At 45.1% G+C, this 23,098-nt stretch carries 25 protein-coding genes; 7 read left to right on the forward strand and 18 right to left on the reverse strand.

Going from position 1 to position 23,098, the window contains the following annotated elements; translation table 11 throughout:
* Positions 1 to 184 precede the first annotated feature (184 nt).
* From ndk to trmJ, 12 genes are all read right to left on the reverse strand, one after another.
* Positions 185 to 616: a nucleoside-diphosphate kinase gene (ndk, locus tag O9X84_RS07100; RefSeq protein WP_032097108.1), complete on the reverse strand. Its 432-nt coding sequence runs from the start codon at positions 614 to 616 to the stop codon at positions 185 to 187.
* 253 nt (positions 617 to 869) lie between these two features.
* Positions 870 to 1,280 carry a SufE family protein gene (locus O9X84_RS07105; protein ID WP_032097109.1) on the reverse strand — a complete coding sequence of 137 codons (411 nt, stop codon included), beginning with the start codon at positions 1,278 to 1,280 and terminating at the stop codon, positions 870 to 872.
* A 19-nt stretch (positions 1,281 to 1,299) separates the two neighbouring features.
* Complete coding sequence (sufT, locus tag O9X84_RS07110; RefSeq protein ID WP_163104972.1) at positions 1,300 to 1,833, reverse strand: putative Fe-S cluster assembly protein SufT; 534 nt, start codon at positions 1,831 to 1,833, stop codon at positions 1,300 to 1,302.
* 81 nt (positions 1,834 to 1,914) lie between these two features.
* On the reverse strand, positions 1,915 to 2,271 hold the full coding sequence (locus O9X84_RS07115; RefSeq protein WP_032097111.1) for a HesB/IscA family protein: 357 nt from the start codon (positions 2,269 to 2,271) through the stop codon (positions 1,915 to 1,917).
* A gap of 9 nt (positions 2,272 to 2,280) precedes the next feature.
* Positions 2,281 to 3,498 carry an aminotransferase class V-fold PLP-dependent enzyme gene (locus tag O9X84_RS07120; RefSeq protein ID WP_269518985.1) on the reverse strand — a complete coding sequence of 406 codons (1,218 nt, stop codon included), beginning with the start codon at positions 3,496 to 3,498 and terminating at the stop codon, positions 2,281 to 2,283.
* The gene (sufD, locus tag O9X84_RS07125; protein ID WP_269518986.1) at positions 3,495 to 4,751 is read right to left on the reverse strand and encodes a Fe-S cluster assembly protein SufD; all 1,257 of its coding nucleotides are present in this window, start codon (positions 4,749 to 4,751) and stop codon (positions 3,495 to 3,497) included. The genes O9X84_RS07120 and sufD overlap by 4 nt, the downstream gene beginning before the upstream one ends.
* Complete coding sequence (gene sufC / locus O9X84_RS07130) at positions 4,748 to 5,509, reverse strand: Fe-S cluster assembly ATPase SufC (RefSeq protein ID WP_269518988.1); 762 nt, start codon at positions 5,507 to 5,509, stop codon at positions 4,748 to 4,750. The genes sufD and sufC overlap by 4 nt, the downstream gene beginning before the upstream one ends.
* 3 nt (positions 5,510 to 5,512) lie before the next feature.
* The gene (sufB, locus tag O9X84_RS07135; RefSeq protein ID WP_269518989.1) at positions 5,513 to 6,949 is read right to left on the reverse strand and encodes a Fe-S cluster assembly protein SufB; all 1,437 of its coding nucleotides are present in this window, start codon (positions 6,947 to 6,949) and stop codon (positions 5,513 to 5,515) included.
* A 230-nt stretch (positions 6,950 to 7,179) separates the two neighbouring features.
* On the reverse strand, positions 7,180 to 8,346 hold the full coding sequence (locus tag O9X84_RS07140; protein WP_269518990.1) for an IscS subfamily cysteine desulfurase: 1,167 nt from the start codon (positions 8,344 to 8,346) through the stop codon (positions 7,180 to 7,182).
* A gap of 17 nt (positions 8,347 to 8,363) precedes the next feature.
* On the reverse strand, positions 8,364 to 8,849 hold the full coding sequence (gene iscR / locus O9X84_RS07145; protein WP_269518991.1) for a Fe-S cluster assembly transcriptional regulator IscR: 486 nt from the start codon (positions 8,847 to 8,849) through the stop codon (positions 8,364 to 8,366).
* A 229-nt stretch (positions 8,850 to 9,078) separates the two neighbouring features.
* Positions 9,079 to 9,903 carry a serine O-acetyltransferase gene (gene cysE, locus O9X84_RS07150; RefSeq protein WP_269518993.1) on the reverse strand — a complete coding sequence of 275 codons (825 nt, stop codon included), beginning with the start codon at positions 9,901 to 9,903 and terminating at the stop codon, positions 9,079 to 9,081.
* A gap of 38 nt (positions 9,904 to 9,941) precedes the next feature.
* Complete coding sequence (gene trmJ, locus O9X84_RS07155) at positions 9,942 to 10,739, reverse strand: tRNA (cytosine(32)/uridine(32)-2'-O)-methyltransferase TrmJ (RefSeq protein WP_269518995.1); 798 nt, start codon at positions 10,737 to 10,739, stop codon at positions 9,942 to 9,944.
* A 551-nt stretch (positions 10,740 to 11,290) separates the two neighbouring features.
* On the opposite strand from trmJ, the gene suhB reads away from it, so the two are divergent.
* Positions 11,291 to 12,067: an inositol-1-monophosphatase gene (gene suhB / locus O9X84_RS07160; protein WP_032097239.1), complete on the forward strand. Its 777-nt coding sequence runs from the start codon at positions 11,291 to 11,293 to the stop codon at positions 12,065 to 12,067.
* 143 nt (positions 12,068 to 12,210) lie between these two features.
* Here the strand turns inward: suhB and secF are convergent, their stop codons facing one another.
* The 6 genes from secF to O9X84_RS07190 all read right to left on the reverse strand — a co-directional run bounded on the left by secF (position 12,211) and on the right by O9X84_RS07190 (position 18,691).
* Positions 12,211 to 13,149, reverse strand: a complete 939-nt coding sequence (gene secF, locus O9X84_RS07165) for a protein translocase subunit SecF (RefSeq protein ID WP_269518996.1) — start codon at positions 13,147 to 13,149, stop codon at positions 12,211 to 12,213.
* Between the two features lie 10 nt (positions 13,150 to 13,159).
* A complete protein-coding gene (gene secD, locus O9X84_RS07170; RefSeq protein ID WP_269518997.1) occupies positions 13,160 to 15,004 on the reverse strand; it encodes a protein translocase subunit SecD in 1,845 nt (614 codons plus the stop codon).
* 55 nt (positions 15,005 to 15,059) lie between these two features.
* Positions 15,060 to 15,398: a preprotein translocase subunit YajC gene (gene yajC / locus O9X84_RS07175; protein WP_032097120.1), complete on the reverse strand. Its 339-nt coding sequence runs from the start codon at positions 15,396 to 15,398 to the stop codon at positions 15,060 to 15,062.
* 52 nt (positions 15,399 to 15,450) lie between these two features.
* Positions 15,451 to 16,563 carry a tRNA guanosine(34) transglycosylase Tgt gene (tgt, locus tag O9X84_RS07180; RefSeq protein ID WP_269518999.1) on the reverse strand — a complete coding sequence of 371 codons (1,113 nt, stop codon included), beginning with the start codon at positions 16,561 to 16,563 and terminating at the stop codon, positions 15,451 to 15,453.
* 426 nt (positions 16,564 to 16,989) lie between these two features.
* Entirely contained in the window at positions 16,990 to 18,036 is a 1,047-nt protein-coding gene (queA, locus tag O9X84_RS07185) for a tRNA preQ1(34) S-adenosylmethionine ribosyltransferase-isomerase QueA (protein ID WP_269519000.1), read from the reverse strand.
* A gap of 385 nt (positions 18,037 to 18,421) precedes the next feature.
* A complete protein-coding gene (locus O9X84_RS07190) occupies positions 18,422 to 18,691 on the reverse strand; it encodes a DUF6471 domain-containing protein (protein ID WP_269519001.1) in 270 nt (89 codons plus the stop codon).
* Between the two features lie 245 nt (positions 18,692 to 18,936).
* Here O9X84_RS07190 and O9X84_RS07195 point away from each other — a divergent pair, with 245 nt between their 5' ends.
* The 6 genes from O9X84_RS07195 (at position 18,937) to O9X84_RS07220 (ending at position 23,098) form a co-directional block, all read left to right on the forward strand.
* Positions 18,937 to 19,326 carry a DUF2170 family protein gene (locus tag O9X84_RS07195; protein WP_032097124.1) on the forward strand — a complete coding sequence of 130 codons (390 nt, stop codon included), beginning with the start codon at positions 18,937 to 18,939 and terminating at the stop codon, positions 19,324 to 19,326.
* A 23-nt stretch (positions 19,327 to 19,349) separates the two neighbouring features.
* On the forward strand, positions 19,350 to 20,030 hold the full coding sequence (locus O9X84_RS07200; protein ID WP_269519002.1) for a PspA/IM30 family protein: 681 nt from the start codon (positions 19,350 to 19,352) through the stop codon (positions 20,028 to 20,030).
* A gap of 116 nt (positions 20,031 to 20,146) precedes the next feature.
* A complete protein-coding gene (locus tag O9X84_RS07205; RefSeq protein WP_269519003.1) occupies positions 20,147 to 21,202 on the forward strand; it encodes a potassium channel family protein in 1,056 nt (351 codons plus the stop codon).
* Between the two features lie 34 nt (positions 21,203 to 21,236).
* Entirely contained in the window at positions 21,237 to 21,881 is a 645-nt protein-coding gene (locus tag O9X84_RS07210) for a YjfK family protein (protein ID WP_269519004.1), read from the forward strand.
* 11 nt (positions 21,882 to 21,892) lie between these two features.
* The gene (locus tag O9X84_RS07215) at positions 21,893 to 22,312 is read left to right on the forward strand and encodes a DUF350 domain-containing protein (protein WP_032097128.1); all 420 of its coding nucleotides are present in this window, start codon (positions 21,893 to 21,895) and stop codon (positions 22,310 to 22,312) included.
* A 132-nt stretch (positions 22,313 to 22,444) separates the two neighbouring features.
* Positions 22,445 to 23,098 (forward strand): DUF1190 family protein, encoded by a 654-nt coding sequence (locus O9X84_RS07220; protein ID WP_269519192.1) that lies wholly within the window; start codon positions 22,445 to 22,447, stop codon positions 23,096 to 23,098.

The raw sequence follows: 23,098 nt of genomic DNA on the forward strand, positions 1-23,098 counted from the left end.
GCTTCCTTCGGACCCTGTCGTTGGCCAACAACGCCCTTGCCATTCAGATTATCTTCCCCTCAGTCAGGGTGATTCAGGTTTCTTCCAACCTGACGGGTTTGCCAGCTTCGCTGGGCAAACAAAAAAACGAGGCCGGAGCCTCGTTTCAGAGTTTGAAAAACTCTACTTCACTTTGACTACGTACTTATCGAGTACGTGGGCAAATCTCTTCTTCTGAGAAGAAGTATGCAATTTCGCGAGCAGCAGATTCAGGTGCATCAGAACCGTGAACCGCATTTTCGTCGATTGATGCAGCATAGTCAGAACGAAGCGTTCCAGCAGCAGCATCAGCAGGGTTAGTAGCACCCATGATTTCACGGTTTGCTAGAACAGCGTTTTCGCCTTCTAGAACCTGAACCATTACTGGGCCAGATGTCATGAAATCTACTAAAGCACCAAAGAAAGGACGTTCTTTGTGTTCTGCGTAGAAACCTTCCGCTTGCTCTTTGCTCATGTGAAGCATTTTAGAAGCAACGATGCGAAGACCAGCAGATTCAAAACGGTTGTAAATTGCGCCGACTACGTTTTTTGCTACCGCATCAGGCTTAATAATCGAAAAAGTGCGCTCAAGAGCCATGTTTTTTCTCCAAACAAATAAGTGTGTTTTCAATTTTGGCGGCGAATTATAGGCAATAATGACCGCAATGACTAGTGACTATTTGTAAACCTACTCAGTCACCTTGAGCTTTAGCATTTTGCACTGTTTCACTCGCATGTAAAAACAATCCTAATCTGCTATCAAACTATTGTATTTTAACTATTAATTAAGTGAGCCAACTGCTCCCAAGCAAAATACTTCAATGTGAATTCCGCTTTTAAAAAACGTAAGCCTACACGTTAGCGCGAGCCAAATCTTGTATTTTGCCTACAATGGCTCTCAGACCGTTTCCACGTGTGGGCGTAATGTGGCGCTCTAGATCTAGCGCTTCAAAGTACCCGTCCACATCAAACTGTGTAATGTCTTTCGGCGATTTATTGTTATAGGCAGCAAGCACTAGCGCGAGAAGGCCTTGAACAATGACCGCATCGCTGTCTACATCAAACGTAATTTTACCGTTATCGAAAGATTCAACCAACCACACACTACTTTGGCAACCTTTTACCAAATGCTCAGGTGTCTTCTCACTTTCTGGTAAGCCAGGAATGGACTTACCTAAATCAATAATATATTGATAGCGCTGTTCCCAATCATCGAAAAACGCTAAGTCATCAATAATTTCTTCACTGCTAGGCAACTTCATCGTTTGTCCTGTTTTTAATTTAAAAGAAAAGGCCAGCTTCTAGCTGCGCTTCTTCACTCATCATTTCACGAGACCAAGGTGGATCGAATACGAGTTCAACATTCACTTTATTGACATGAGGAACCATAGCAACGCGATACTCTACGTCGCCAACCAATACCGGACCCATACCGCAACCTGGTGCAGTTAATGTCATATCAATATCCACAACCCCACTCTCTTGTTGAATATTTACGGTGTAAATAAGCCCGAGAGAAACAAGGTTAATAGGGATTTCTGGGTCAAAAATAGTTTCTAGCGCGTCCCACACTTGCTGTTTACTTATGTTTCCATCGCTAGGCTCGTCAAAACTGAGCACCATTTCTTTACGGCCAATGGCACCAGCGTCAGTACCGTCTATGCGATACATATTGCCTTTCCAAGTGATGGTATAATTGCCACCTAACTCTTGGGTGATGCTGACGAATTCGCCTTCGGGGATAACAACAGGATTCCCCGCCGGTACCAAACGCGCTTTACATTCGCGCTCAGTTACCACCATTTTTTGCTTCATAAACTGCTAGTGCTCTATTGTATTTACGTGAGATCGTATTCTTGTGAGACTGTGTACTTGTGAGAATATGTGCTGGGGAGATTAACCTACGTTAAAGCTCTCGCCACAACCACACTCATCAACTACATTCGGGTTATTGTATTTAATCACCCCGTTAACACCTTCTTGCACATAATCAATTTCAGTGTTTTTTAGCAGTCCCGTTGCATCAGCAGCAATAGCCACATTTAGCATAGGTGAGATCTCAATAATTTCATCATCGTCTTTTGCGCTATCTGCAAAATCCAGCACATAGGCATATCCAGTACAACCGCTCACTCGTGTAGATAGACGAATTAACTGACCAGGCTTTTCTTTAAGCTTACTTTCGAAATGCTTAACGGCACTGTCTGTTAGCGAGATGAGTTGTGTACTTGGTACAAACGTTTCAACACTCATAATGCCCCCTTAGGCCAACATCATTTTAGCTTTTTTAAGTGCAGCAAATAGGCTGTCCACTTCTTCAAGCGTGTTATAAATTGAAAATGAAGCGCGGGCAGTTCCAGGAATACCAAAGCGCTTCATTAATGGCTGCGCACAATTGTCGCCAGTGCGAATTGCAACACCTTGCCTATCGAGAATAAAGCCAATATCTGCAGGGTGTGCACCGTCGAGTAAAAAGCTTAACACACCAATTTTATTCGGTGCAGTGCCGACTATTTTCATTCCGTCGAGGGCTTCTGCTTGCTCTGTCGCATAAGACAAAAGAGCATGCTCGTGTTCATGCAACGCGGCTATATCGAGCTGCTTAAACCAATCAACCGCAGCGCCCATTCCGATAGCACCGGCAATATTTGGCGTACCTGCTTCAAGTCTATTTGGCAGTGCTCCCCAAGTAGCCTCTTGGTAAGTGACGTCTTTAATCATCTCACCGCCTACTTGCCAAACTGGCCAAGACTCTAACATTTCTTTTTTACCCCACAGGCAACCGATACCGGTAGGGCCAAAAAGTTTGTGGCCAGAAAACACATAAAAGTCGCAGCCGATGTCTTGAACGTCAACACCGCCATGAGCAATTCCCTGAGCGCCATCAACAAGCACCCAAGCACCGAACTGCTTCGCTTTTTCTGTCAGCGTTTTTATCGGGTTAACTGTGCCTAACGCATTTGAAACGTGAGGAAATGCCACTAGCTTAGTTTTACTCGAAAGCAGCTTTTCAAACGCATCAACGTCAAGTTCACCATTATCAAAAATAGGCGCAATATTAAGCGTAGCACCCGCTTTTCGACAGGCTTGCTGCCAGGTAACTAAATTCGCGTGATGCTCAAGCTCTGTCACCATGACTTCGTCGCCCTCAGCTAAAAGCTGAGCAAGACCATTTGCCACTATGTTGATAGCTTCGGTTGTTCCTGCGGTCCAGATAACCTCTTCACGGGCATTTGCATTGATAAAGCTTGCTACACTCGCTCTCGCGTTTTCGTAGCGACGAGTGGCCTCATCTGACAAATGATGCGCACCGCGATGTACATTAGCATTTGTGCCAGTATAAAAATCGACAATGGCGTCAATCACCGCCTGCGGCTTTTGCGTTGTCGCAGCGTTATCTAAATATACCAGAGGCTTCCCATCTACCGTTTTAGAAAGAATAGGAAACTGGGCACGAAGTGCAGCAACATCTAAGCTCATTTCACCTCCATCTGGGAAAAACGTTCGCTGAGTAACGGCTGTAACCATTCGCGGATTGCGCTATTTGGTACGTCATTAACCAACTCCTGAATAAATCCAAAATTAAGCATCACCAAGGCTTTGCTGCGCGGTACACCGCGAGTAAGCAGGTAATAAAGTGCTTCTTCGTCAATTTCAGCTACGGTTGCACCGTGAGCACACTTAACGTCATCAGCATAAATCTCTAGTTCAGGCTTGGTATTAATCACACCGCGGCGAGAAAGCAAGAGATTGCGGTTGTTTAGCTCCGCCAAGGTTTTTTGAGCATCGCGGTGAATATGAATTCGGCCATTAAATACAGCGCGAGCCTTATCACCCACAATTCCACGTGCATTTTCTTCCGTGGTACCGTTTGGCATTGCATGCTCAATGGTTGAGTGAAGGTCGAACAACTCACCTTCCGCCAACAAATAAATGGCATTCATTTTGGCATCGGCAAACTCACCAGCATGATGAATATCCACATCTAGGCGGGATAAATCGCTTCCATAACCTACCATAGTAGAATTCAATGTAGAGCGACTATGTAATTTGAAGTGACTTCCACCAAGCTGCTTGGCCGCTGCCGTAAACATGGCAAAGCGGTAATGCTCTAGATGGGCATCATCGGCAATGTCGTATTCAGCAAAAGCGGTGGTTAAACTATCGGTGTCACCCACGCCTTGCTCAATAACAGTGGCGCTGGCGCCCTTTGCTACTTTTACAACAACACGGGTATGTGCATCGACGTTTTGCGTGGCCATGTTAACAATACGCACTGGTGTATCAATTTTGGCATTTTCTTCAACGCTGATAAAAATACCGTGCTCACACAATGCATCATTGACTAAACCAAACATGTGTCGAGTAGGCTTAATTTGCCCGTATATACTCGATATTGCTTGCTGAGTTGCCACATCGTCGTGCTTAAGCGATGTAATGACCATACCTTTAGGTACGTCTAACGTATTCACCTGCGTGATCAATACGCCGTCAACGAACACTAAATCGATAGCATTTAAATTATCGATAGCGGGTACTGGCAGAACGTCGGCCTGCGTTGCCGTTTTTGCTTCGCGCTTTTCTACAGAAGTAAGGGGCGTAAAACGCCAGCTCTCATTTCTGCGGGCTGGCCAACCATCGGCTTTTAATTGCGTTAAGGCCTGCTGACGCACGGGCGCTAAATAATCATCACACTGCGCCCCATCAATGACCTGTTGTAGCCATTGACTCATGCCTCTGCCTCCTCGTACGCCTTCCCTAGGAATGCGTAACCTTCTTTTTCTACCTCGTGAGCCAGTGATGCATCGCCGCTTTTCACAATTTTGCCGTCGGCTAGAATGTGCACGAAATCTGGCTTGATGTAGTCAAGTAAGCGCTGATAGTGCGTTACTACGATAAAGCTACGCTTACCGTCGCGCTGGCTATTAACGCCATTGGCAACAACTTGAAGAGCATCAACATCAAGGCCTGAATCTGATTCATCTAGAATGCACAGTGAGGGCTCTAACAAAATCATTTGCATGATTTCGTTACGCTTTTTCTCACCACCTGAGAAGCCTTCATTAACACCACGCTTGAGAAAATCTAATGGCAGCTGCACTTGTTTGCAGGCTTCTTTCGCCTTTTTCAAAAACTCAGCGGCTGTTAGTGCTTCTTCACCACGCTCTTCACGCATGGCATTCACAGACTCTTTCATGAATTCCATGTTGCTGACACCAGGAATTTCTACTGGGTATTGAAACGCTAAGAACAAGCCTTCACGGGCACGCTCCTCAACTTCAAGGTCTAGCAAATCTTTTCCATTAAGCGTTACGTCGCCTTCACTCACTTCGTAGCCATCACGACCTGACAAGACATAACCTAACGTACTTTTACCGGCACCATTGGGGCCCATGATAGCGTGTACTTCACCTGGCTTAATCTCAAGATTAAGACCTTTAATGATGTTTTTCTCTTCTACGCTGGCATGTAAATTCTTTATACTAAGCATTGATTACCCCACTGAACCTTCAAGACTAATTTCGAGCAGCTTGCCGGCTTCGACGGCAAATTCCATTGGCAGCTCTTTGAATACTTCTTTACAAAAACCGTTAACAATCATAGATACGGCCTTCTCTGTGTCTAAACCACGTTGGCGACATAAAAATAGTTGTTCGTCACTCACCTTCGATGTTGTCGCTTCGTGCTCAACAATGGCTGATGGGTTGCGACTTTCGATATACGGGAACGTATGTGCACCACACTTATCACCAATAAGCAGCGAGTCACACTCGGTAAAGTTACGCGCGCCGTCTGCACGAGGTCCCATTTGCACCAAACCACGATAAGCGTTGTTACTTTTACCTGCAGATATCCCTTTAGAGATGATGGTTGATCGCGTATTTTTGCCTATATGAATCATCTTCGTACCGGTGTCAGCTTGCTGACGTCCACGGGTCAGTGCTACTGAATAAAATTCACCTACGCTGTTATCGCCTTTAAGGATACAGCTTGGATACTTCCATGTTACCGCTGACCCAGTTTCAACCTGAGTCCAAGAAATTTTAGCGTTGGTGTGTGCAATACCGCGCTTGGTCACGAAGTTGTAAATACCGCCTTTCCCGTTCTCATCACCTGGGTACCAGTTTTGAACGGTAGAGTATTTAATCGTGGCGTCGTCCATTGCAACTAGCTCGACCACCGCGGCATGCAGCTGATTCTCATCGCGCTGCGGCGCAGTACAGCCTTCAAGATAACTCACATGGCTGCCTTCATCGGCAATGATTAACGTACGCTCAAACTGACCGGTGTTCATCTCGTTAATACGGAAATAGGTGGAAAGCTCCATTGGGCAACGAGTGCCTTTTGGAATGTAAACAAATGAACCGTCGGTAAATACGGCGCAGTTTAGCGCAGAGAAGTAATTATCCGTACGCGGTACTACTGACCCGATGTACTTTTTAACAAGGTCTGGATACTTTTGAATCGCCTCAGAAATTGGGCAGAAAATAACGCCAGCCTCTTCTAGCTTAGAGCGAAACGTTGTGACCACTGATACAGAGTCGAATACTGCATCTACTGCAACGCCTGCTAACATTTCTTGTTCGTGCAGCGGTATACCTAACTTTTCGTAGGTGCGCAGTAGTTCTGGGTCTACTTCATCTAACGACTGAGGCTTGTCTTCCATACTCTTTGGTGCCGAGTAATACGAAATTGCCTGGAAATCAATTTTTGGGTATTCCACATGGGCCCAATCAGGCTCTTCCATTTCAAGCCACGCATGATAAGCCTTTAGACGCCATTCGAGCATCCACTCAGGCTCGTTTTTCATTGCGGAAATGCGACGAATAATCGACTCATCTAGGCCGCTTTCAAACGTGTCCGATTCGATCTCTGAATAAAAACCAGCATCGTACTTTCTTTCTAACGCCTGTTCGATCTGTTCACTCATGTTTGGGTCTCGCTTGTTTGCCTGCATTTGCTGCCTAAGCCTTCCATTCACCTTGGCTTGGAAAATTACCCCACGGTCTTGGTAATTTCCCTTAATTCACCGCACAAACCTCGCGCAGTAAGCATTTTACAATGGTGGCAGCCTTAAAAATTGGTGCGGTATTATATAATACCTGAGTAATCCACTCAAATATTCAGCGACGTATTTTGCGCTACTTGCTTTAAAAAATCTTAAGCTAACGCCACTTGCCGCAATCGGTTTGTTACATCTGTTACTTTATTTACTACGTAATCGATGTCGTCTTGGGTCGTAAATCGTCCAACACTAAATCGAATTCCTGCATGGGCTAGTTCATCACTTCGCCCCAATGCTTTGAGCACATATGAAGGCTCTAAACTTGCCGACGTGCATGCAGAGCCAGATGACACAGCAATATCATTTAGCCCCATCATCAAACTTTCGCCATCAACATTGGCAAAGCTGACATTTAAAATACCCGCAATGCGCTTTTCTTCATGGCCGTTTAGGTATACGCCCTCAATCTTGCTTAGCCCATTCCACAAAGCGATACGAAGCGCTTTAATACGCTCGTTCTCAGCTTCCATGTCTCGACTCGCTATTTCGAGTGCTTCGCCCATACCCACAATTTGGTGTGTTGCCAGCGTGCCCGAACGCATTCCACGTTCATGACCACCGCCATGAATTTGTGCTTCTAGATTAATCTTAGGGCGGCGGCGAACGTAAAGTGCCCCCATTCCCTTAGGCCCGTAAAACTTGTGTGCCGACATCGACAACAGGTCTACCGGAAGCTCATTGAGGTCTATGGCAACCTTCCCCACACTTTGTGCTCCATCCACATGAAATAGCACATTATGTTGACGGCAAAGCTTTCCAATAGATTCGACGTCTTGGGTTACACCCAGTTCGTTGTTTACATGCATAACAGAGACTAAGATAGTGTCGTCTCTAATTGCGCCCTCTAGCTCCGATAAGTTAACTAGGCCATCGGCGCCTACCTGAAGATAAGTTACGTCAACGCCCTGTGCTTGCAAATACTCACAGGTATCAAGCACTGCTTTGTGCTCCGTATTAACGGTAATGATGTGCTTGCCTTTCGATGCATAACCATCTGCGACGCCTTTTATCGCTAAATTATTCGACTCTGTAGCACCGGAGGTAAATACAATTTCTCTCGGATCGCAATTAAGTGCATCGCTAACCTGATTACGGGCGATGTCAACGGCTTCCTCAGCCATCCAACCAAAGCGATAACTTCTTGATGCAGGATTTCCAAAATTACCGTCAAGGGTTAGGCATTTCGCCATAACTTGGGCAACTCGCGGGTCCACAGGTGTTGTGGCGGCGTAATCTAAATAAATAGGAGTAGATAGCGTCATAGTCATCAATGCCTTTTTTAAAGCCTAATGCTTACTTCAATATCGTTAGCTATATTGCGAAGTGCAGTATTGTTGTCTTGGCGCCCCGCCACCTCGCGAACATCATGCTTTTCCATTAACTCGCCAAGAGTAATAGAGTGTAAAAAGCTTGAGATACGATCGCTTAAATCCTGCCATAAACTGTGGGTTAGGCAGCGATCGCCCCCCTGACAGTCAGCCTGACCTTGGCAACGTGTGGCATCGATTGATTCATCAACCGCTGATATCACTTCGCCTATGGCAATTTCATTGGCACTGCGGCCAAGTAAATAACCACCGCCTGGACCACGCACGCTGTCGACCAACTGGTCTTTGCGCAATCGGGAGAATAGCTGCTCTAAGTAAGATAGCGATATTTCTTGTCTTTCGGATATATCGGCAAGGGGAACGGGGCCACGCTTTGAGTGCAATGCAACATCAAGCATTGCGGTTACCGCATAGCGACCTTTAGAGGTAAGTTTCATTATTGTCTCCCGCCTTTATATGTATAGCGGAATTTTCACATACCTGACTAAAATGGTCAAGTATAAGACCCAGTAATTTAGTCAGGTATTATTTCAGCGTCATTTAACATTCAGATAAATACACTACTCGAAGATTGTTGCAGCCCTTATAAGGTGAGAAAGATTATGTAGAAAAGATCATCTAGAAAAGAGCGCCACAGCACTTTACTTCGCATAATAGAAAACGCCATCAAATAGCCGGATCGAATGACTTATGGCTACGACTATCTTGCTGAGCTTCATTTAACTCAAAGCCAGTATCAGCAAAATCTTCCGCGCTAATATTATGAAGGTTTTCTGTGCACACATCGCCTCCAAGAGACTGGATAACCTTACACATCTCTTCTACTTTTGTGTCCATCTGATGCATATGCTCAAGCATAATGCCCATGGCATTGGCTACGGGATCAGGATTATCTGGCGCTACGGCGTAAGCATCAAAGCCGTATTTCTGTGCAATTTTATCTCGCTGAGGATTTACTGAAGCACTGGCATCTTTTTGCTTGGTAACAATAATTCTACCTGGAATACCCACCGCCGTAGCGCCGTCGGGGATATCTTTCACTACAACAGAATTTGAGCCCACTTTGCCATTTTCGCCAATGGTGATAGGCCCAAGTACCTTTGCACCTGCACCTACCACTGCGCCGTTTTTAAGGGTTGGGTGACGCTTTCCTGCTTTCCAACTGGTTCCGCCTAATGTCACACCATGGTAAAGCGTAACGTCGTCACCAATTTCGGCGGTCTCACCAATAACCACGCCCATACCATGGTCGATAAATACTCGTCGCCCTAAGGTAGCACCGGGGTGTATTTCAATACCCGTTAACCATCGACTAAACGTAGACAACGTGCGAGCCAGCCACTTCCACTGGGCTTTCCATAATTTGTGACTAATTCTGTGCAACCACACGGCATGTAAGCCAGGATAATTGGTTAAAACTTCAAACGTATTGCGCGCTGCCGGGTCGCGATGAAATACGCCTTGAATGTCGTCTTTTATTCGGCTAAACATGCTTTACTCATTACTGTTCTGATTAATTATTTCTTTGCTCAATTACGATCCTGACTCGTCGTTTGAGCTGCTGCTTCATCTGTCGTTTCTAATGAGGACGCTTGGTTAGCATCGTCATCACTAGCTTTAACCGATTTATCAATTGACGCTAAAATACCGCGTAAAATATTCAGCTCCTGTGATTCAGGACGAGAGCGATTGAATAATCTGCGTAACTTAGTCATAACCACCCCAGGATGGCTCTTACGGATAAAAGAAGTTTTTTCCAGTGTAGACTCAAGGTGTACGTAAAAGCGCTCTAAGTCTTCGTTAAGAGGATATACCTCTTCAATTTCAGGGTAGGTTTCTCTATTCAAGTAGGCCATACGAATTTCATAACACAGAGTCTGCACCGCAGCTGCTAGGTTTAGTGAACTGTATTCTGGGTTTGCCGGGATACACATATGAAAATGGCACTGCTGCAGTTCTTCATTGGAAAGCCCGCTGTTCTCACGGCCAAACACCAACGCGACGGGGTATTTACTGACTTCTTGTACTAACTTTTCACCACAGTCTCGTGGTCCTAGCATTGGCCATGAGTGCGTACGAGAGCGTGCAGAGGTGCCAACAACAAGTCCACAGTCTTTTACTGCTTCTTCAAGGGTGTTGACAATTTTCGCGTTGGCTAGCACGTCGCCTGCACCCGCTGCTAATGCGCTTGCTTGACCATCAGGTTCATTCACTGGGTCAACTAAATATAAGCTACTCAACCCCATTGTTTTCATGGCGCGCGCAGTAGAGCCTATATTTCCCGTGTGAGAGGTGTTAACCAAAATAATGCGAATATTTTCAAGCATGCTTGCGATACCTATTTACTGAATAGTGAGTTGTTTTGTCTTATTACGACTAGCGCTTAAAAAGCGGTGCCTTAGAAGGCGACGTTCATATGTTCTTGCACACTTTGCTTTTACATACTGCGCTCTTACATGCAAAGCTATTGGCAGCTAGGCTCTAACGCGCTAGGCAGCAACAAACAGCCTGCTACAAGAGAATGGCAGGGACGTCTTTAATTAGCACAAAGTGTAGCACAGCAGCGGTATAGATGGCTATTGGCTTACTTTTGACTCACTTGCTTATGACTCAATAATTTACGGCATTAGGATTAGTGGTTAAGAGGTGTTATTTGCACCGTGTGGCAGCACTTGGGTAGCACCTAAATAAGATGATTTAGAAGGCTTGCTTAGCAAATTCATTTGCATCGTTCATCGATTCTGTTAGACTCCGCCCGTTTTCGAGTTAGGCAAGCTATTTTTTGTACAGTTTTAATGCTGTTTACAACAACATTATACAACTTGAACATGATACAACTTGCGTAATTCATTGGTCTTTTACAATTGGTGGTTTATCTATGCATCCTATGCTGAATATTGCAGTGCGTGCTGCGCGTGCGGCTGGAACAGTTATTGTTCGTGGTTTTGAAAAACATAATGAAATTGCAACAGAGTCGAAGGGATTGAACGACTTCGTTACTCAAGTTGACAAAGACGCAGAGCAAGCGGTTATCTATAAAATTCAGCAGTCATACCCAGATCATTGCTTTTTAGGCGAGGAATCGGGAGAGATATTAGGTTCGGACACTGATTATCAGTGGATTATCGACCCGCTAGATGGCACCGCCAATTTTGTGAAAGGCATTCCTCATTTTGCTGTTTCTATTGCACTTCTTCATAAAGGCCGTTTAGAGCAAGGCGTTGTATTTGACCCCATCCGCAGTGAATTATTCACAGCCAGTCGCGGACAAGGCGCTCAGCTTAATGGTTACCGTATTCGTGCATCAAAGCCTCGTGATTTAAGCGAAACCATTATTGCTACTGGTCTGCCGTTTAAAAACAAATCACAGTTTGGCGAATACGCTCTTAGCCTTAATAAAATTTTCCACGAAGTGGGTGACTTACGTCGCGCAGGAAGTGCTGCACTTGACCTTGCATACGTTGCTGCTGGCCGTCATGACGGTTATTACGAACGCGGTGTTAAGTCTTGGGATATTGCAGCGGGCGAGCTAATTGTTCGTGAAGCGGGCGGTTTGGTGACAGACTTTAAAGGCGGTAACGATCCACTGCACAAAGGCGAAATTGTTGCTGGCAGCGGCAAAGTAGTTCAAGGCCTTGTTAAGCACCTTAAGTAAGAAAACCTAAGTAGGCCACTTTAAAATGCCCTATAAATAAAAAGGTCGCTGTGAAGACAGCGACCTTTTTTGTTTTTAGTTTTTGTAGCAACTTTCTTCTACTCAGCCATCACCTGGCTTTTTAAAATGTAGTCACCTAAAGACTATAGCGGCTCTTGGTCAGCGCCCTCTTTCTCCACTTGTGGTGGCATGAGGTCTTCTTTGCTGATACCCAGCGCTAAAGCAACAGAACTTGCAATGTAAACCGATGAGTAAGTACCTACTACCACACCAAATAAAAGGGCTGTTGCAAAACCGTGTATTAGTGCGCCACCTTTGTAGAATAAGGCAACAAGTACTAGTACGGTGGTTAACGAGGTAATTATCGTACGGTTTAAGGTTTGAGTCAGCGATATATTGATGATATCAATTGGCTCGCCTTTGCGGATTTTACGGAAATTTTCACGAATACGGTCTGACACAACAATAGTATCGTTAAGTGAATAACCTATTACCGCAAGTACTGCAGCAAGTACCGTCAAATCAAACTCAATTTGAAGTACTGAAAACAAACCTAAGGTTAAAATAACATCGTGGGCCAAGGCCGATACCGAGCCAAGGGCGAAACGCCACTCGAAACGCATTGCCACGTAAATTAGAATACAGAGAAGTGCTACTAGCATGGCAAGACCGCCCTGCTCTGTTAGCTCTTCACCAACATTTGGCCCTACAAACTCAATACGACGCATATCAACGGTAGTACCGTCAGCACGTAACGCATCAACAACTTGGTTACCAATAGTGACCGCTTTTATACCATCGCGAGGCGCAATACGTATCAGTACTTCTTGGCTGCTGCCAAAGTTCTGTACTATGGCATCTTCAAAGTCAGCATTATTTAACTGGGCACGAATTGACTCTAAATTAGCACTGTCTTCATAGCCAACTTCAATCAACGTACCGCCGGTGAAATCCAGTCCCCAATTCAGGCTATTAACGCCTAACGAAACGAATGACCCTAATATTAGCACGGTAGACAGCACCATCGCGGGAACGCGAAGGCGCATGAAATTGACGGTATCGGATAGTTTTAATAATTGCATGTTACGCTCCTTAAATCGCCAGTTTCTCTAAACGTTTTCCACCATACACTGCGTTAACGATAACGCGCGTGACTAAAATAGCGGTAAACATAGAAGTGGCAATACCAATCATAAGCGTAATAGAGAACCCTTTAATTGGACCTGTACCCACTGCGAACAAAATTAGACCCGCAATAAATGTCGTGATATTCGCATCCAAAATCGTTGAGAATGCACTGTCGTAACCGTGATGTATAGCTTGTTGCGGACTTCGACCATCGCGCAGCTCTTCACGAATACGCTCAAAAATAAGCACGTTCGCATCTACCGCCATACCAACGGTAAGTACAATACCCGCCATACCAGGTAGGGTTAGTGTTGCCCCTGGGATCATCGACATAATGCCCACAATCATGACCAAGTTAGTCACCAGCGCCAAATTGGCCACAATACCGAATGCTTTGTAATACACCAGCATAAAGGCAAGCACCGCGAGTAAGCCGTAAACAATGGCTTGAGTACCCAGTTCAATATTCTCTTTACCCAGGCTTGGTCCTACTGTGCGCTCTTCAACAATTTGAATAGGCGCAATAAGCGCACCTGCGCGAAGCAACAATGCAAGGTCGCGAGCTTCTTTTGGCGAGTCTAGGCTAGTAATTTGGAACTTACTGCCAAGCTGGGCACGAATGGTAGCCACCGAGATAACTTGCTCTTCTTTTTCAAAAATGAGTTTGTCTTCTTTGTTGCGCTCACCAGTTGCCTTGTACTCAATGAACACGGTTGCCATTGGCTTGCCAATATTGCCGCGAGTAGAGCGAGACATCTTGTTTCCGCCTTCAGAATCAAGCGATATGTTTACGTTTGGCAGGCCATATTCATCAACGCCGCTGTTGGCATCGATGATGTGGCTCCCCGTAAGCATAATGCGCTTTTCCAAAAGCTGTGGCACACCTTGCTGGTCTTCAATAATTTGAGAGCCCGGCGGTACGCGGCCGTTTAATGCGTCGCGAACGTCGTTTTTCTGATCAAGCATGCGGAATTCAAGCGTAGCTGTGGCATTCAAAATTTCTTTTGCACGTGCGGTATCCTGAATACCTGGAAGCTGCACAACTATACGATCAGCACCCTGTTTTTGCACAAGAGGCTCAGCCACACCAAGTTGGTTAACACGATTACGAATAATGGTAATGTTTTGTTTAACCGCATTGTCGCGAATTTCTTGTAGCTTGCTCTCAGCAAACGTCGCTCGTAGGGTAAGATCATCAACGTCGTTAAAGGTTAAGTCACGGCTTTGGTTACGAAGGAAGAATTTCGCTTTATCAAGCGCGTCTTCGTCGCGAAAAGTAATATCGATATGATTACCCACTTGCTTAACGCCGCGGTAGCGAATGTCTTCACCGCGAAGGGATGTTCTGAATCCGCTTTCCGCATCTTCTAACGATTTAGTGATCACCTCAGACATGTCAACTTCCATAAGGAAGTGGACACCACCGCGAAGGTCTAGACCAAGCTTCATTGGCGTTCCACCTAAGCTCTCAAGCCACTCAGGGGTATCAGGCGCTAGGTTCATCGCGACAAAGTAATCGTCGCCAAGCAGCTTTTCTAGAGTTTCACGGGCAACAAGCTGGGTATCAGAATCTGAAACGCGAACAAGTATTTGCTCATTTTCGAATTCAATGCGCTTAGGCGTAATTGATTTTTCAGCTAGTGCAGACTCAACTTGCTCAACCATTGACTGGGTGACAACCGCATCACGACCTGCTGAAATTTGTACGGCGTGATCTTCGCCATAGATATTGGGGAGGGCATAAAGTGCGCACATTGCAACTACAAAGAGCGCGCTTAATACTTTCCATATTGAATTTTTGTTTAGCACTGGATAATCCTTTCGTGCCGATGCCGAGAAGCGTCTCGGCTCCGGCGTTTTTTACTTACAGCGACTTCATTGTGCCTTTTGGCAACACAGCAGTAACTGAAGACTTCTGTACAACAATGTTGCTTGCTTCGTTAAGTGCCATTTCAATAAAATCTTTATCGTCAGACACTTTTGTAATTTTTCCTACTAAACCACCTTGGGTTAGCACCTCATCACCCTTGCCGAGTGACGATACTAAGTTCTTATGTTCTTTAACACGCTTCGCTTGTGGGCGGTAAAGCAAGAAATAGAAGATAAGACCAAACACGGCCAGCATGATTATCATTTCCATGCCGCCACCTTGTGAAGCACCACCAGCTGATTGCGCGTACGCGTTTGAGATAAATAGACTCATAAAATTCCCCAAGTATTCTCGTTATTTAAATATTTTCGTTATTATTTCGGTTTTAGAGCGCCGGCACCGGCAGCCCTCGCTGTTCGTAGAAGTCGTGTACAAACTCATCCATTGTGCCCGCTTCAATAGCATCGCGCATACCTTGCATGACACGTTGGTAATGACGCAAGTTATGAATAGTATTCAATCGTGCACCAAGTATCTCATTACACTTATCTAAGTGATGTAAATAAGAGCGAGAATAATTTTTACAAGTGTAACAATCACAATTTTCATCTAATGGCGACGTATCGTTGCGATGTTTAGCGTTTCGGATCTTAATAACCCCCTCGCCTACAAACAAATGACCATTACGCGCATTACGGGTTGGCATAACGCAGTCGAACATGTCGATACCGCGACGAACCGCTTCCACTAAGTCCTCTGGCTTACCTACACCCATCAAGTAGCGAGGCTTATCTTCAGGAATCTTTGGCGCTGTGTGATCGATAATGCGGATCATGTCTTCTTTAGGCTCGCCAACCGATAACCCACCAATGGCATAACCGTCAAAACCAATCGCTTCTAACCCAGCAAGAGAGACGTCACGAAGACCCTCATACATGCCGCCTTGAATAATACCGAACAATGCAGCAGGGTTGTCACCATGAGCCTCTTTGCTTCGCTCGGCCCAGCGCAGGGACATTTCCATAGACACCCGAGCTTCCTGCTCGGTGGCTGGGTAAGGCGTACATTCGTCGAAAATCATCACAATATCAGAGCCCAGATCACGCTGAACTTCCATCGACTTTTCAGGAGTGAGTAAGATCTTTTCGCCGTTAATTGGCGAGCGGAACGTTACGCCCTCTTCGGTGATCTTACGCAGGTCGCCAAGGCTGAAAACCTGAAAACCGCCTGAATCGGTAAGAATAGGCTTGTCCCAGTTCATAAAATCGTGCAGGTCGCCATGCTGGCGAATAACACCCGTGCCAGGGCGAAGCATTAAATGAAAAGTATTTCCCAGGCATATGTGTGCCCCACTTTCTTTTAGTTCTTCCGGTGTCATTCCTTTCACCGTGCCATAGGTACCTACTGGCATAAACGCTGGAGTTTCGACAACACCACGTTCAAATACAAGACGCCCGCGCCTAGCGCGGCCCTCTGTTTTTAATAACTCAAATTGCATGTAAGAACTTTCCCATCTTTGCGCACTCTACGCGTTAAGTATAAAAGTGCTTTTGATATAATTGGTCTATAACGTGCGCCTAATAAAAAACGTGCGCTGGGTATAAAACTGGGTTTGAAATCATGGGGCGGGATTATACCAGTAATTTACGTGAGATCATTCCCTGTATCTATGTTTCTATTGAAGTGAACGAATATCTGGCTGTAAAAGAGGGCTCTAAGAGAGAGTATCTAAGAATGAACGGCGTTTGAGAATAGATGTTTGAGAATAGTCGTTTGAAGTAAAAATTGAGGGAGTTATCTAGGGAGTTGTTTAGATATCTATTTAGGAAGCTAAGGAAAGCGCTATTTAAAAGCGCTTTCCAGAGAATCTATCCGAGAAGCCACTCCAAGAGCTATTTTAAGAGGTAATTACAAAAACTCTGAACTAGCTTCTTTCGATAAACATGGAATCGCCATAGCTGAAGAATCGATATTCCTTATCAATGGCCTCTTGGTATGCATCCATCACATACTCTTTAGAAGCAAACGCACTAATAAGCATCATCAAGGTAGATTCTGGTAAGTGGAAATTAGTAAACATCGCATCCACTACTTTGAACTCAAACCCAGGATAAATAAAGATTTCAGTGTCATCGTAAAACGTGCCAATGACATCACCGTCGCTTTGCTTCGTACTGAATTTCGCCGCCGACTCTAAAGAGCGCACCGAGGTGGTACCTACGGCAATAACTCGCTTCCCGGCTGCTTTTGTTTTTAGTACAGCATCCACCACGTTTTGTGGTACCTCAGCATATTCGGCATGCATTTTGTGCTCGGTGATATTATCTACTCGCACTGGTTGAAACGTTCCCGCCCCTACATGCAAAGTGACAAAGGCTAAGTTAACGCCCTTCTCTTTCAGCGAATTGAGAATGTGTTCGTCAAAGTGTAAACCAGCGGTTGGCGCTGCTACCGCACCTGGCTTGTCGTTGTATACCGTTTGATAGCGTTCTTTGTCTGAGTTTTCATCAGGTCTGTCTATGTAAGGCGGCAATGGCATGTGCCCATGAGCTTCTAATAGCTGCAAAACGGTTTCATTGTGGTCGAATTGCAAAATAAACAAAGCATCGTCACGGCCCGTCACGGTCACATTAACGCAGTCTTCTAAAACAAGCTTTGTGCCTGGTTTAGGCGCTTTGCTCGCTCTCACGTGAGCAAGTGCGGTGTTGTCTGAGGTAATGCGTTCGATAAGCACTTCTACTTGCCCACCCGTTTCTTTCTTCCCGAGCAATCTGGCTGGGATAACTCGTGTGTCATTAAATACAAGCAGATCGCCAGGTTCAACAAGAGATAGCATATCAGCGAACATTGAGTGGGTAACGGTTCCCGTTTTTCCATCTAAACGCAAAAGGCGGCTAGCAGCACGCTGCTCGGTGGGATATTTTGCGATAAGTTTTTCAGGGAGCTCGAAGCTAAAATCAGAAAGTTTCATAACGTGTTGAGATACTCTTCTTGCCTAGTTAATTAAAAAATGCGCGGTAAGTAGTAGCTAAAATAATAATTGGCAGATCACTAAAAATGGAAAAACAGTATACCTTTTAGCATAGGTATAGTGCTCGATAATCCGTTATGAAATTTCATACCAGCTACGGCTGATTAAAATTAGTACAAATCAACTTAATCGGTTAAGATACAACCCAGATAGTGATGATGTTCTCCCTGACAATTCTTTATCTTTGATGCCCAGCACTCTGCTGGGTATTTTTTTGCCTGCTGATTTATGTTTGTTGACGTAGTAGCCGTCGATTCCCATTTCACTGCTTAATTCTATTGTACCCGCTATTATATCCGCTATTTACACTGCTATTGTACTAAAATTATGGCTGAAGGTCGGTTAAGATCTCTTCTAACACCGCGGCATCTAGAGGGCGAGCTTTAAGCACATAGAGTACTTGCAGCATTAAATCAGCCCCCATAATACCTTTATTCACCTTATTTCTTAAATTATCAGCACTCTGCTCGATATCAATTGCAGCAAGCCGCTGGCTTAAGTCTTGATATTTCACGCCTCGCACAGACATTTCTGACTTAATCACCCGCGCTACGGTTTGTCTCCATGCATTTTTAGCATTCAATTCTTTGTTCAACACCTGCCTCCACAACCTTTAAATTCATCACTAAAAAAGACTCTTTTGTGACATATATTTTACAAAAACACACTTTTTTACACTTAAGAAGCATATTTGTTATTGACGATTATGGCACAATGGATATACACTTCAAGTCAAGATGTTGGCGAAGATGAAAAATACTGGTTACAGTAGCAATGCCGAAGGTAACGGCACCTTTTTCATTTACGACATTATCGCTTCAATAATTTAAGGAGAACACTATGAGTTGGGAACTGGAAAGCATCGAAGCCTTACTAAAAGAGGTTGATGACTTTGTGGTAACACGAGAGGAAAATTGCTTACTCATTGCTAATCAAGACGGCATAGATGCTTGGCTAGCAATCAGTGGTGAGCAAATTTTAGTAGAAAGCCTCTTGTTTGCTGCTTCAGAAGTGAAAGACAAGCACGCGTTAGACCATGAAATACTGTCTTCTCACATGGTGTTTCCACTCACAACCGTTGGAATATCAACCATTGGTGGCGATGAGTACTACACCGCATTTGGTGCGCTAAGTGCGCAGTCGAAAGGCGAGAGTATTGTTATTGAAGTTGAAACCTTGTTTCAGAACGTTGCATCTTTCTTAGATGCTTACGAAATGCACCTTAACTAAAATTTACTTCGAAGGAGAAGCAAATGTCAGTGTGGAAAAAGTTAATTACCGCAGTAAAGGGTGGCGCTACCGAAGCAGCGCAGTCAGTGGCCGACAGTCAGGCCATCCGAATTCTGGAGCAGGAAATTAGAGAAGCGAAAGAAGAGTTACGCAAATCTGACCACGCACGTACTCAGATTCTTGCAAAATGTAAGCTTTCGCAGCAAAAAGTAGAAAGCTTTGATTCATCCATCGCAGAATATGAAGCACATGCTAGGAAAGCAGTAGATAATGACCGTCAACTTGCTCTCGACTGTGCACAAAAGGTGTCTGAGCTAAATGAAGAGCGAGCGCAAGAGCAGTCATATCTTGACCAGTTTAAGCAATCGGAAAAGCAATTAGCGCAAAACATTCAGCAAGCTAAAGCCAACCTTCGCCGCCTTGAACAGCAGGTTGATATGGTGAAAGCCACAGAGAGCGTGCAAAAAGCACAAGTTGCAGTGTCATCACGACACATGGGCGCAAACAGCAAAATGAAAACGGCCACAGAATCACTGTCCCGTATTCAAGATAAGCAAAAAATGCGTAATGCTGAGCTTCAAGCCGCCGAAGAACTAGCGGGTGAAGAGTCGAGTAGCGATCTTGAAAAACGGCTAGCCGAGGCAGGCATTAAAGGCGGAAAAACATCTGCTGACGATGAACTTGCTAGAATTTTGGGTAAGTAAAAAGATAGCCAAAAGGGGGAGCGTTTACGCTCCCCCTTTTTTAGTTTTAGCATAGCTAGACAAGTCAATCGCTTCAAGGCACAGTTAACGCACGGAAAACACGGGTTAGTTATTGTATGTCCCCATGGATAAAACTGCGCAAAGTCATGCTGCAGTATTTCGCTGAATCTCGCTGGTACACCATTTTAGGCGTAACGGCGTTTTACGCAATTAGCAGCTACTGGCTACTTTTTGCTGCAAATGAAAATGAGTTAATTAGCAGTGTCGACTTCTTTTACTGGTTAGCTGTCACTGCATCGACAGTAGGCTACGGTGATTTATCACCCGTTACCCCTGCCGGCAAACTCATTGTTGCGATATACGTTATCCCGCTGGGGTTAAGTATTTTTGCCATGGTGATTGGTCGATTGGCCGCGTGGGTGTCTGAACAATGGAGAAAAGGGTTATTGGGTATGACAAGCTTAGATGTTAACAACCACATATTGGTTATCGGCTGGAATGAACAGCGAACCATGTTGCTACTTAACCTCCTGCTTCAGGAGCGAAATGCAATGAGCCCTAAACCTGATATTGTGCTGTGCGTGAAAGCCGATATTAGTAACCCCATGCCCGGTGTTATCGAATTTGTCAAAGTAGACTCGTTCAATAAAGATGAAGACATGGACAGAGCCTGTGTTGCTTCTGCATCTACGATTTTGCTAGATAATCCGTATGACGACGTCACTATGACCACTGCGCTGTATTGCACGAAGCGTAACCCCGATGCACATCAGGTAGCATATTTTGAAGACGAAAGCTTAGTCGGCCTACTGCAAGACCACTGTCCTAATGTTGAATGCACCCCCAGCGTTGCAGTTGAAATGCTGGCGAAATCAGCCTTCGATCCTGGCTCGAGCATGCTGCACCACGATTTGTTGAGTATTGATGAGGGCCAAGCCCAGTTTTCGGTGAAAATCCCAGCGTCGAGCCCCGCAATCTCAATCGCAAAGTTATTTATGAACTTGAAACGCAAGCACGACGCCATATTTATTGGTTATGCGCCCCGAGGGCAAGTGAAAGACATGGTTGTGAATCCTCCATTAGAGGGCACACTGAATCCAGGTGACACCCTTTTTTATATTGCGCTAAGTCGAATCAATTCGATTGACTGGTTAACGCTGGACGCAGATTAGCCCGCAAACTAGGCTGTTAAAAAGGAGCCCCCATATGTTTGGTAAATTGTTTAAAAAGGCGAAACCTGCAGCACCAAAGACGCCTGAGGTAATGGGGCTGTATTTAGGCGGTTCGTTTGAACTCGATAACCTTAAAATGTCGTTGCTAGAGCCCTCGCTAACTATTGAAAAAGCGGCTCGCTCGCACCTTATACAAGCTGTAGGCGAGGCACCCCTTGATACCGGCGGCACCATACTCAGGTTTTACACCGATGACGATGGTTTTTTGCAGGTTATTCTCGATGGCGGAATGAGTGAAAACCACGTAACCGATGTTAAGCTTTGGCATTTTTACGACACACAAACCATTGGCAGTGATGCCCAATGGAACAAATGTTTATCATCACTGATCAGCCAGCCAACCTATGACTTAGACGGCAACACCTTCACACGAGTATGGGGTGCCATTGGCGATGAGTCTCCCCCTGTGGCAGTAACAGAAACCACGTATGAGGAAGACGGTGATATTAGTAAAACAGACCAATTTATGATGCTTTACGAACGTCCAATAGACAATGAACGGGTGGAAACCCTGTTAGTCGTTGGAGAAGAGAAACAAGTAGGTAACAATTTAGACCGATGTTTGGTAATTTCAACGGGCGTTGATATTCAACCAGCAGATATAACTATTAACGGATAGGAACAAAAAATATGACGGACACAATCATGCAATCTCTTGCCGGGCTAGATAACTTTGCTTTGTACTTTGGCCTTTCAATCCTGTTCTTATTTATTTTCAAATTGGTGTATGCATTAGTCACACCGCATGACGAGTGGAAACTGGTTAAAGAAGACAAAAACGTTGCCGCAGCCATTGGTTTTGGAGGCGCTATTATCGGTTTTGCTATTGCTCTTGGAAGTGCCGCTTCAAACTCTGTTGCCGTCATCGACTTCGCCATTTGGGCCATTGTTGCCGTTATTGCTCAGTCTCTGGCTTTTGCGATTTTACGATTTAGCTTTATGCCAAAAATTGCTGAGCGCATTAATAACAACGAGATTTCTGCAGGTGTGATGCTTGCCAGTATGTCAATTGCCGTAGGCTTGCTCAACGCAGCATGCATGACCTATTAGGGAGCCGCTATGACAGACTCAACAGACAACACAAATAAACAGGGCCCGCTTGGCTCTTCGCTTTCTGATAGTAACTGCGAAAGCAGCTATAAAACCAGCTGTAAAAATACTTCCACCAGCGATGGCAGCTGGATGAGTACTCAAGCATTACCTGAAACGAACGCTGAGCCCGAAGCAAAAACCAAACGCAGTAAGTACATCAATTTAAGCCGGATGCGCAAAACGTTTAGCGTTAAACCCTTGGCGCTAGGCGTGGCCAGCGTAATGCTTTCTGCCTGCGGCGCTGAGCGTGAAGAAGCTAAGATTTATACATCAATTGATGACTGCAAGTTGGATTACCCTGATGCACTAGAAAAGTGTGAGGCAGCCTATAAAACCGCAGCTGATGAAGCGCTGCGCACAAGCCCACGATTTAATTCAGAATACGACTGTGAATACGAATTCGGCCCGAATCAGTGCCGCAACGTCAATACAAGTGGTGGCAGCTTTTTCATGCCGTTTATGGCAGGTTACATGGTGAGTTCACTGCTCTCACCAAACCGCTATTATTCACAACCATTGTATACCTCATCTTCATACAACTCGCCTTTTCGCTCACGGTGGATAACGGCCGACGGACATGTGTTCGATGGCGATATTCGCAAGCGTAATTACCGAGTAAGTAAAGATCAGTTAAAACCAAAACCTACCGTTAATCGCACGATGAAGCGAGGCGGCTTCGGCAGTAGCGTGCGTGCTAAATCGTCATGGGGCAGCAGTAGTCGCAAAGGCGGATGGGGCGGCTAG

This window comes from Alteromonas sp. BMJM2 (genome assembly GCF_027257845.1).
In the GTDB taxonomy this organism is placed as follows: domain Bacteria; phylum Pseudomonadota; class Gammaproteobacteria; order Enterobacterales; family Alteromonadaceae; genus Alteromonas.

Excerpts from the sequence above, each read along its gene's own strand:
- ndk (WP_032097108.1), bottom strand. The coding sequence starts at position 616 with ATGGCTCTTGAGCGCACTTTTTCGATTATTAAGCCTGATGCGGTAGCA.
- O9X84_RS07105 (WP_032097109.1), bottom strand. The coding sequence starts at position 1,280 with ATGAAGTTGCCTAGCAGTGAAGAAATTATTGATGACTTAGCGTTTTTC.
- sufT (WP_163104972.1), bottom strand. The coding sequence starts at position 1,833 with ATGAAGCAAAAAATGGTGGTAACTGAGCGCGAATGTAAAGCGCGTTTG.
- O9X84_RS07115 (WP_032097111.1), bottom strand. The coding sequence starts at position 2,271 with ATGAGTGTTGAAACGTTTGTACCAAGTACACAACTCATCTCGCTAACA.
- O9X84_RS07120 (WP_269518985.1), bottom strand. The coding sequence starts at position 3,498 with ATGAGCTTAGATGTTGCTGCACTTCGTGCCCAGTTTCCTATTCTTTCT.
- sufD (WP_269518986.1), bottom strand. The coding sequence starts at position 4,751 with ATGAGTCAATGGCTACAACAGGTCATTGATGGGGCGCAGTGTGATGAT.
- sufC (WP_269518988.1), bottom strand. The coding sequence starts at position 5,509 with ATGCTTAGTATAAAGAATTTACATGCCAGCGTAGAAGAGAAAAACATC.
- sufB (WP_269518989.1), bottom strand. The coding sequence starts at position 6,949 with ATGAGTGAACAGATCGAACAGGCGTTAGAAAGAAAGTACGATGCTGGT.
- O9X84_RS07140 (WP_269518990.1), bottom strand. The coding sequence starts at position 8,346 with ATGACGCTATCTACTCCTATTTATTTAGATTACGCCGCCACAACACCT.
- iscR (WP_269518991.1), bottom strand. The coding sequence starts at position 8,849 with ATGAAACTTACCTCTAAAGGTCGCTATGCGGTAACCGCAATGCTTGAT.
- cysE (WP_269518993.1), bottom strand. The coding sequence starts at position 9,903 with ATGTTTAGCCGAATAAAAGACGACATTCAAGGCGTATTTCATCGCGAC.
- trmJ (WP_269518995.1), bottom strand. The coding sequence starts at position 10,739 with ATGCTTGAAAATATTCGCATTATTTTGGTTAACACCTCTCACACGGGA.
- suhB (WP_032097239.1), top strand. The coding sequence starts at position 11,291 with ATGCATCCTATGCTGAATATTGCAGTGCGTGCTGCGCGTGCGGCTGGA.
- secF (WP_269518996.1), bottom strand. The coding sequence starts at position 13,149 with ATGCAATTATTAAAACTATCCGATACCGTCAATTTCATGCGCCTTCGC.
- yajC (WP_032097120.1), bottom strand. The coding sequence starts at position 15,398 with ATGAGTCTATTTATCTCAAACGCGTACGCGCAATCAGCTGGTGGTGCT.
- tgt (WP_269518999.1), bottom strand. The coding sequence starts at position 16,563 with ATGCAATTTGAGTTATTAAAAACAGAGGGCCGCGCTAGGCGCGGGCGT.
- queA (WP_269519000.1), bottom strand. The coding sequence starts at position 18,036 with ATGAAACTTTCTGATTTTAGCTTCGAGCTCCCTGAAAAACTTATCGCA.
- O9X84_RS07195 (WP_032097124.1), top strand. The coding sequence starts at position 18,937 with ATGAGTTGGGAACTGGAAAGCATCGAAGCCTTACTAAAAGAGGTTGAT.
- O9X84_RS07200 (WP_269519002.1), top strand. The coding sequence starts at position 19,350 with ATGTCAGTGTGGAAAAAGTTAATTACCGCAGTAAAGGGTGGCGCTACC.
- O9X84_RS07205 (WP_269519003.1), top strand. The coding sequence starts at position 20,147 with ATGTCCCCATGGATAAAACTGCGCAAAGTCATGCTGCAGTATTTCGCT.
- O9X84_RS07210 (WP_269519004.1), top strand. The coding sequence starts at position 21,237 with ATGTTTGGTAAATTGTTTAAAAAGGCGAAACCTGCAGCACCAAAGACG.
- O9X84_RS07215 (WP_032097128.1), top strand. The coding sequence starts at position 21,893 with ATGACGGACACAATCATGCAATCTCTTGCCGGGCTAGATAACTTTGCT.
- O9X84_RS07220 (WP_269519192.1), top strand. The coding sequence starts at position 22,445 with ATGAGTACTCAAGCATTACCTGAAACGAACGCTGAGCCCGAAGCAAAA.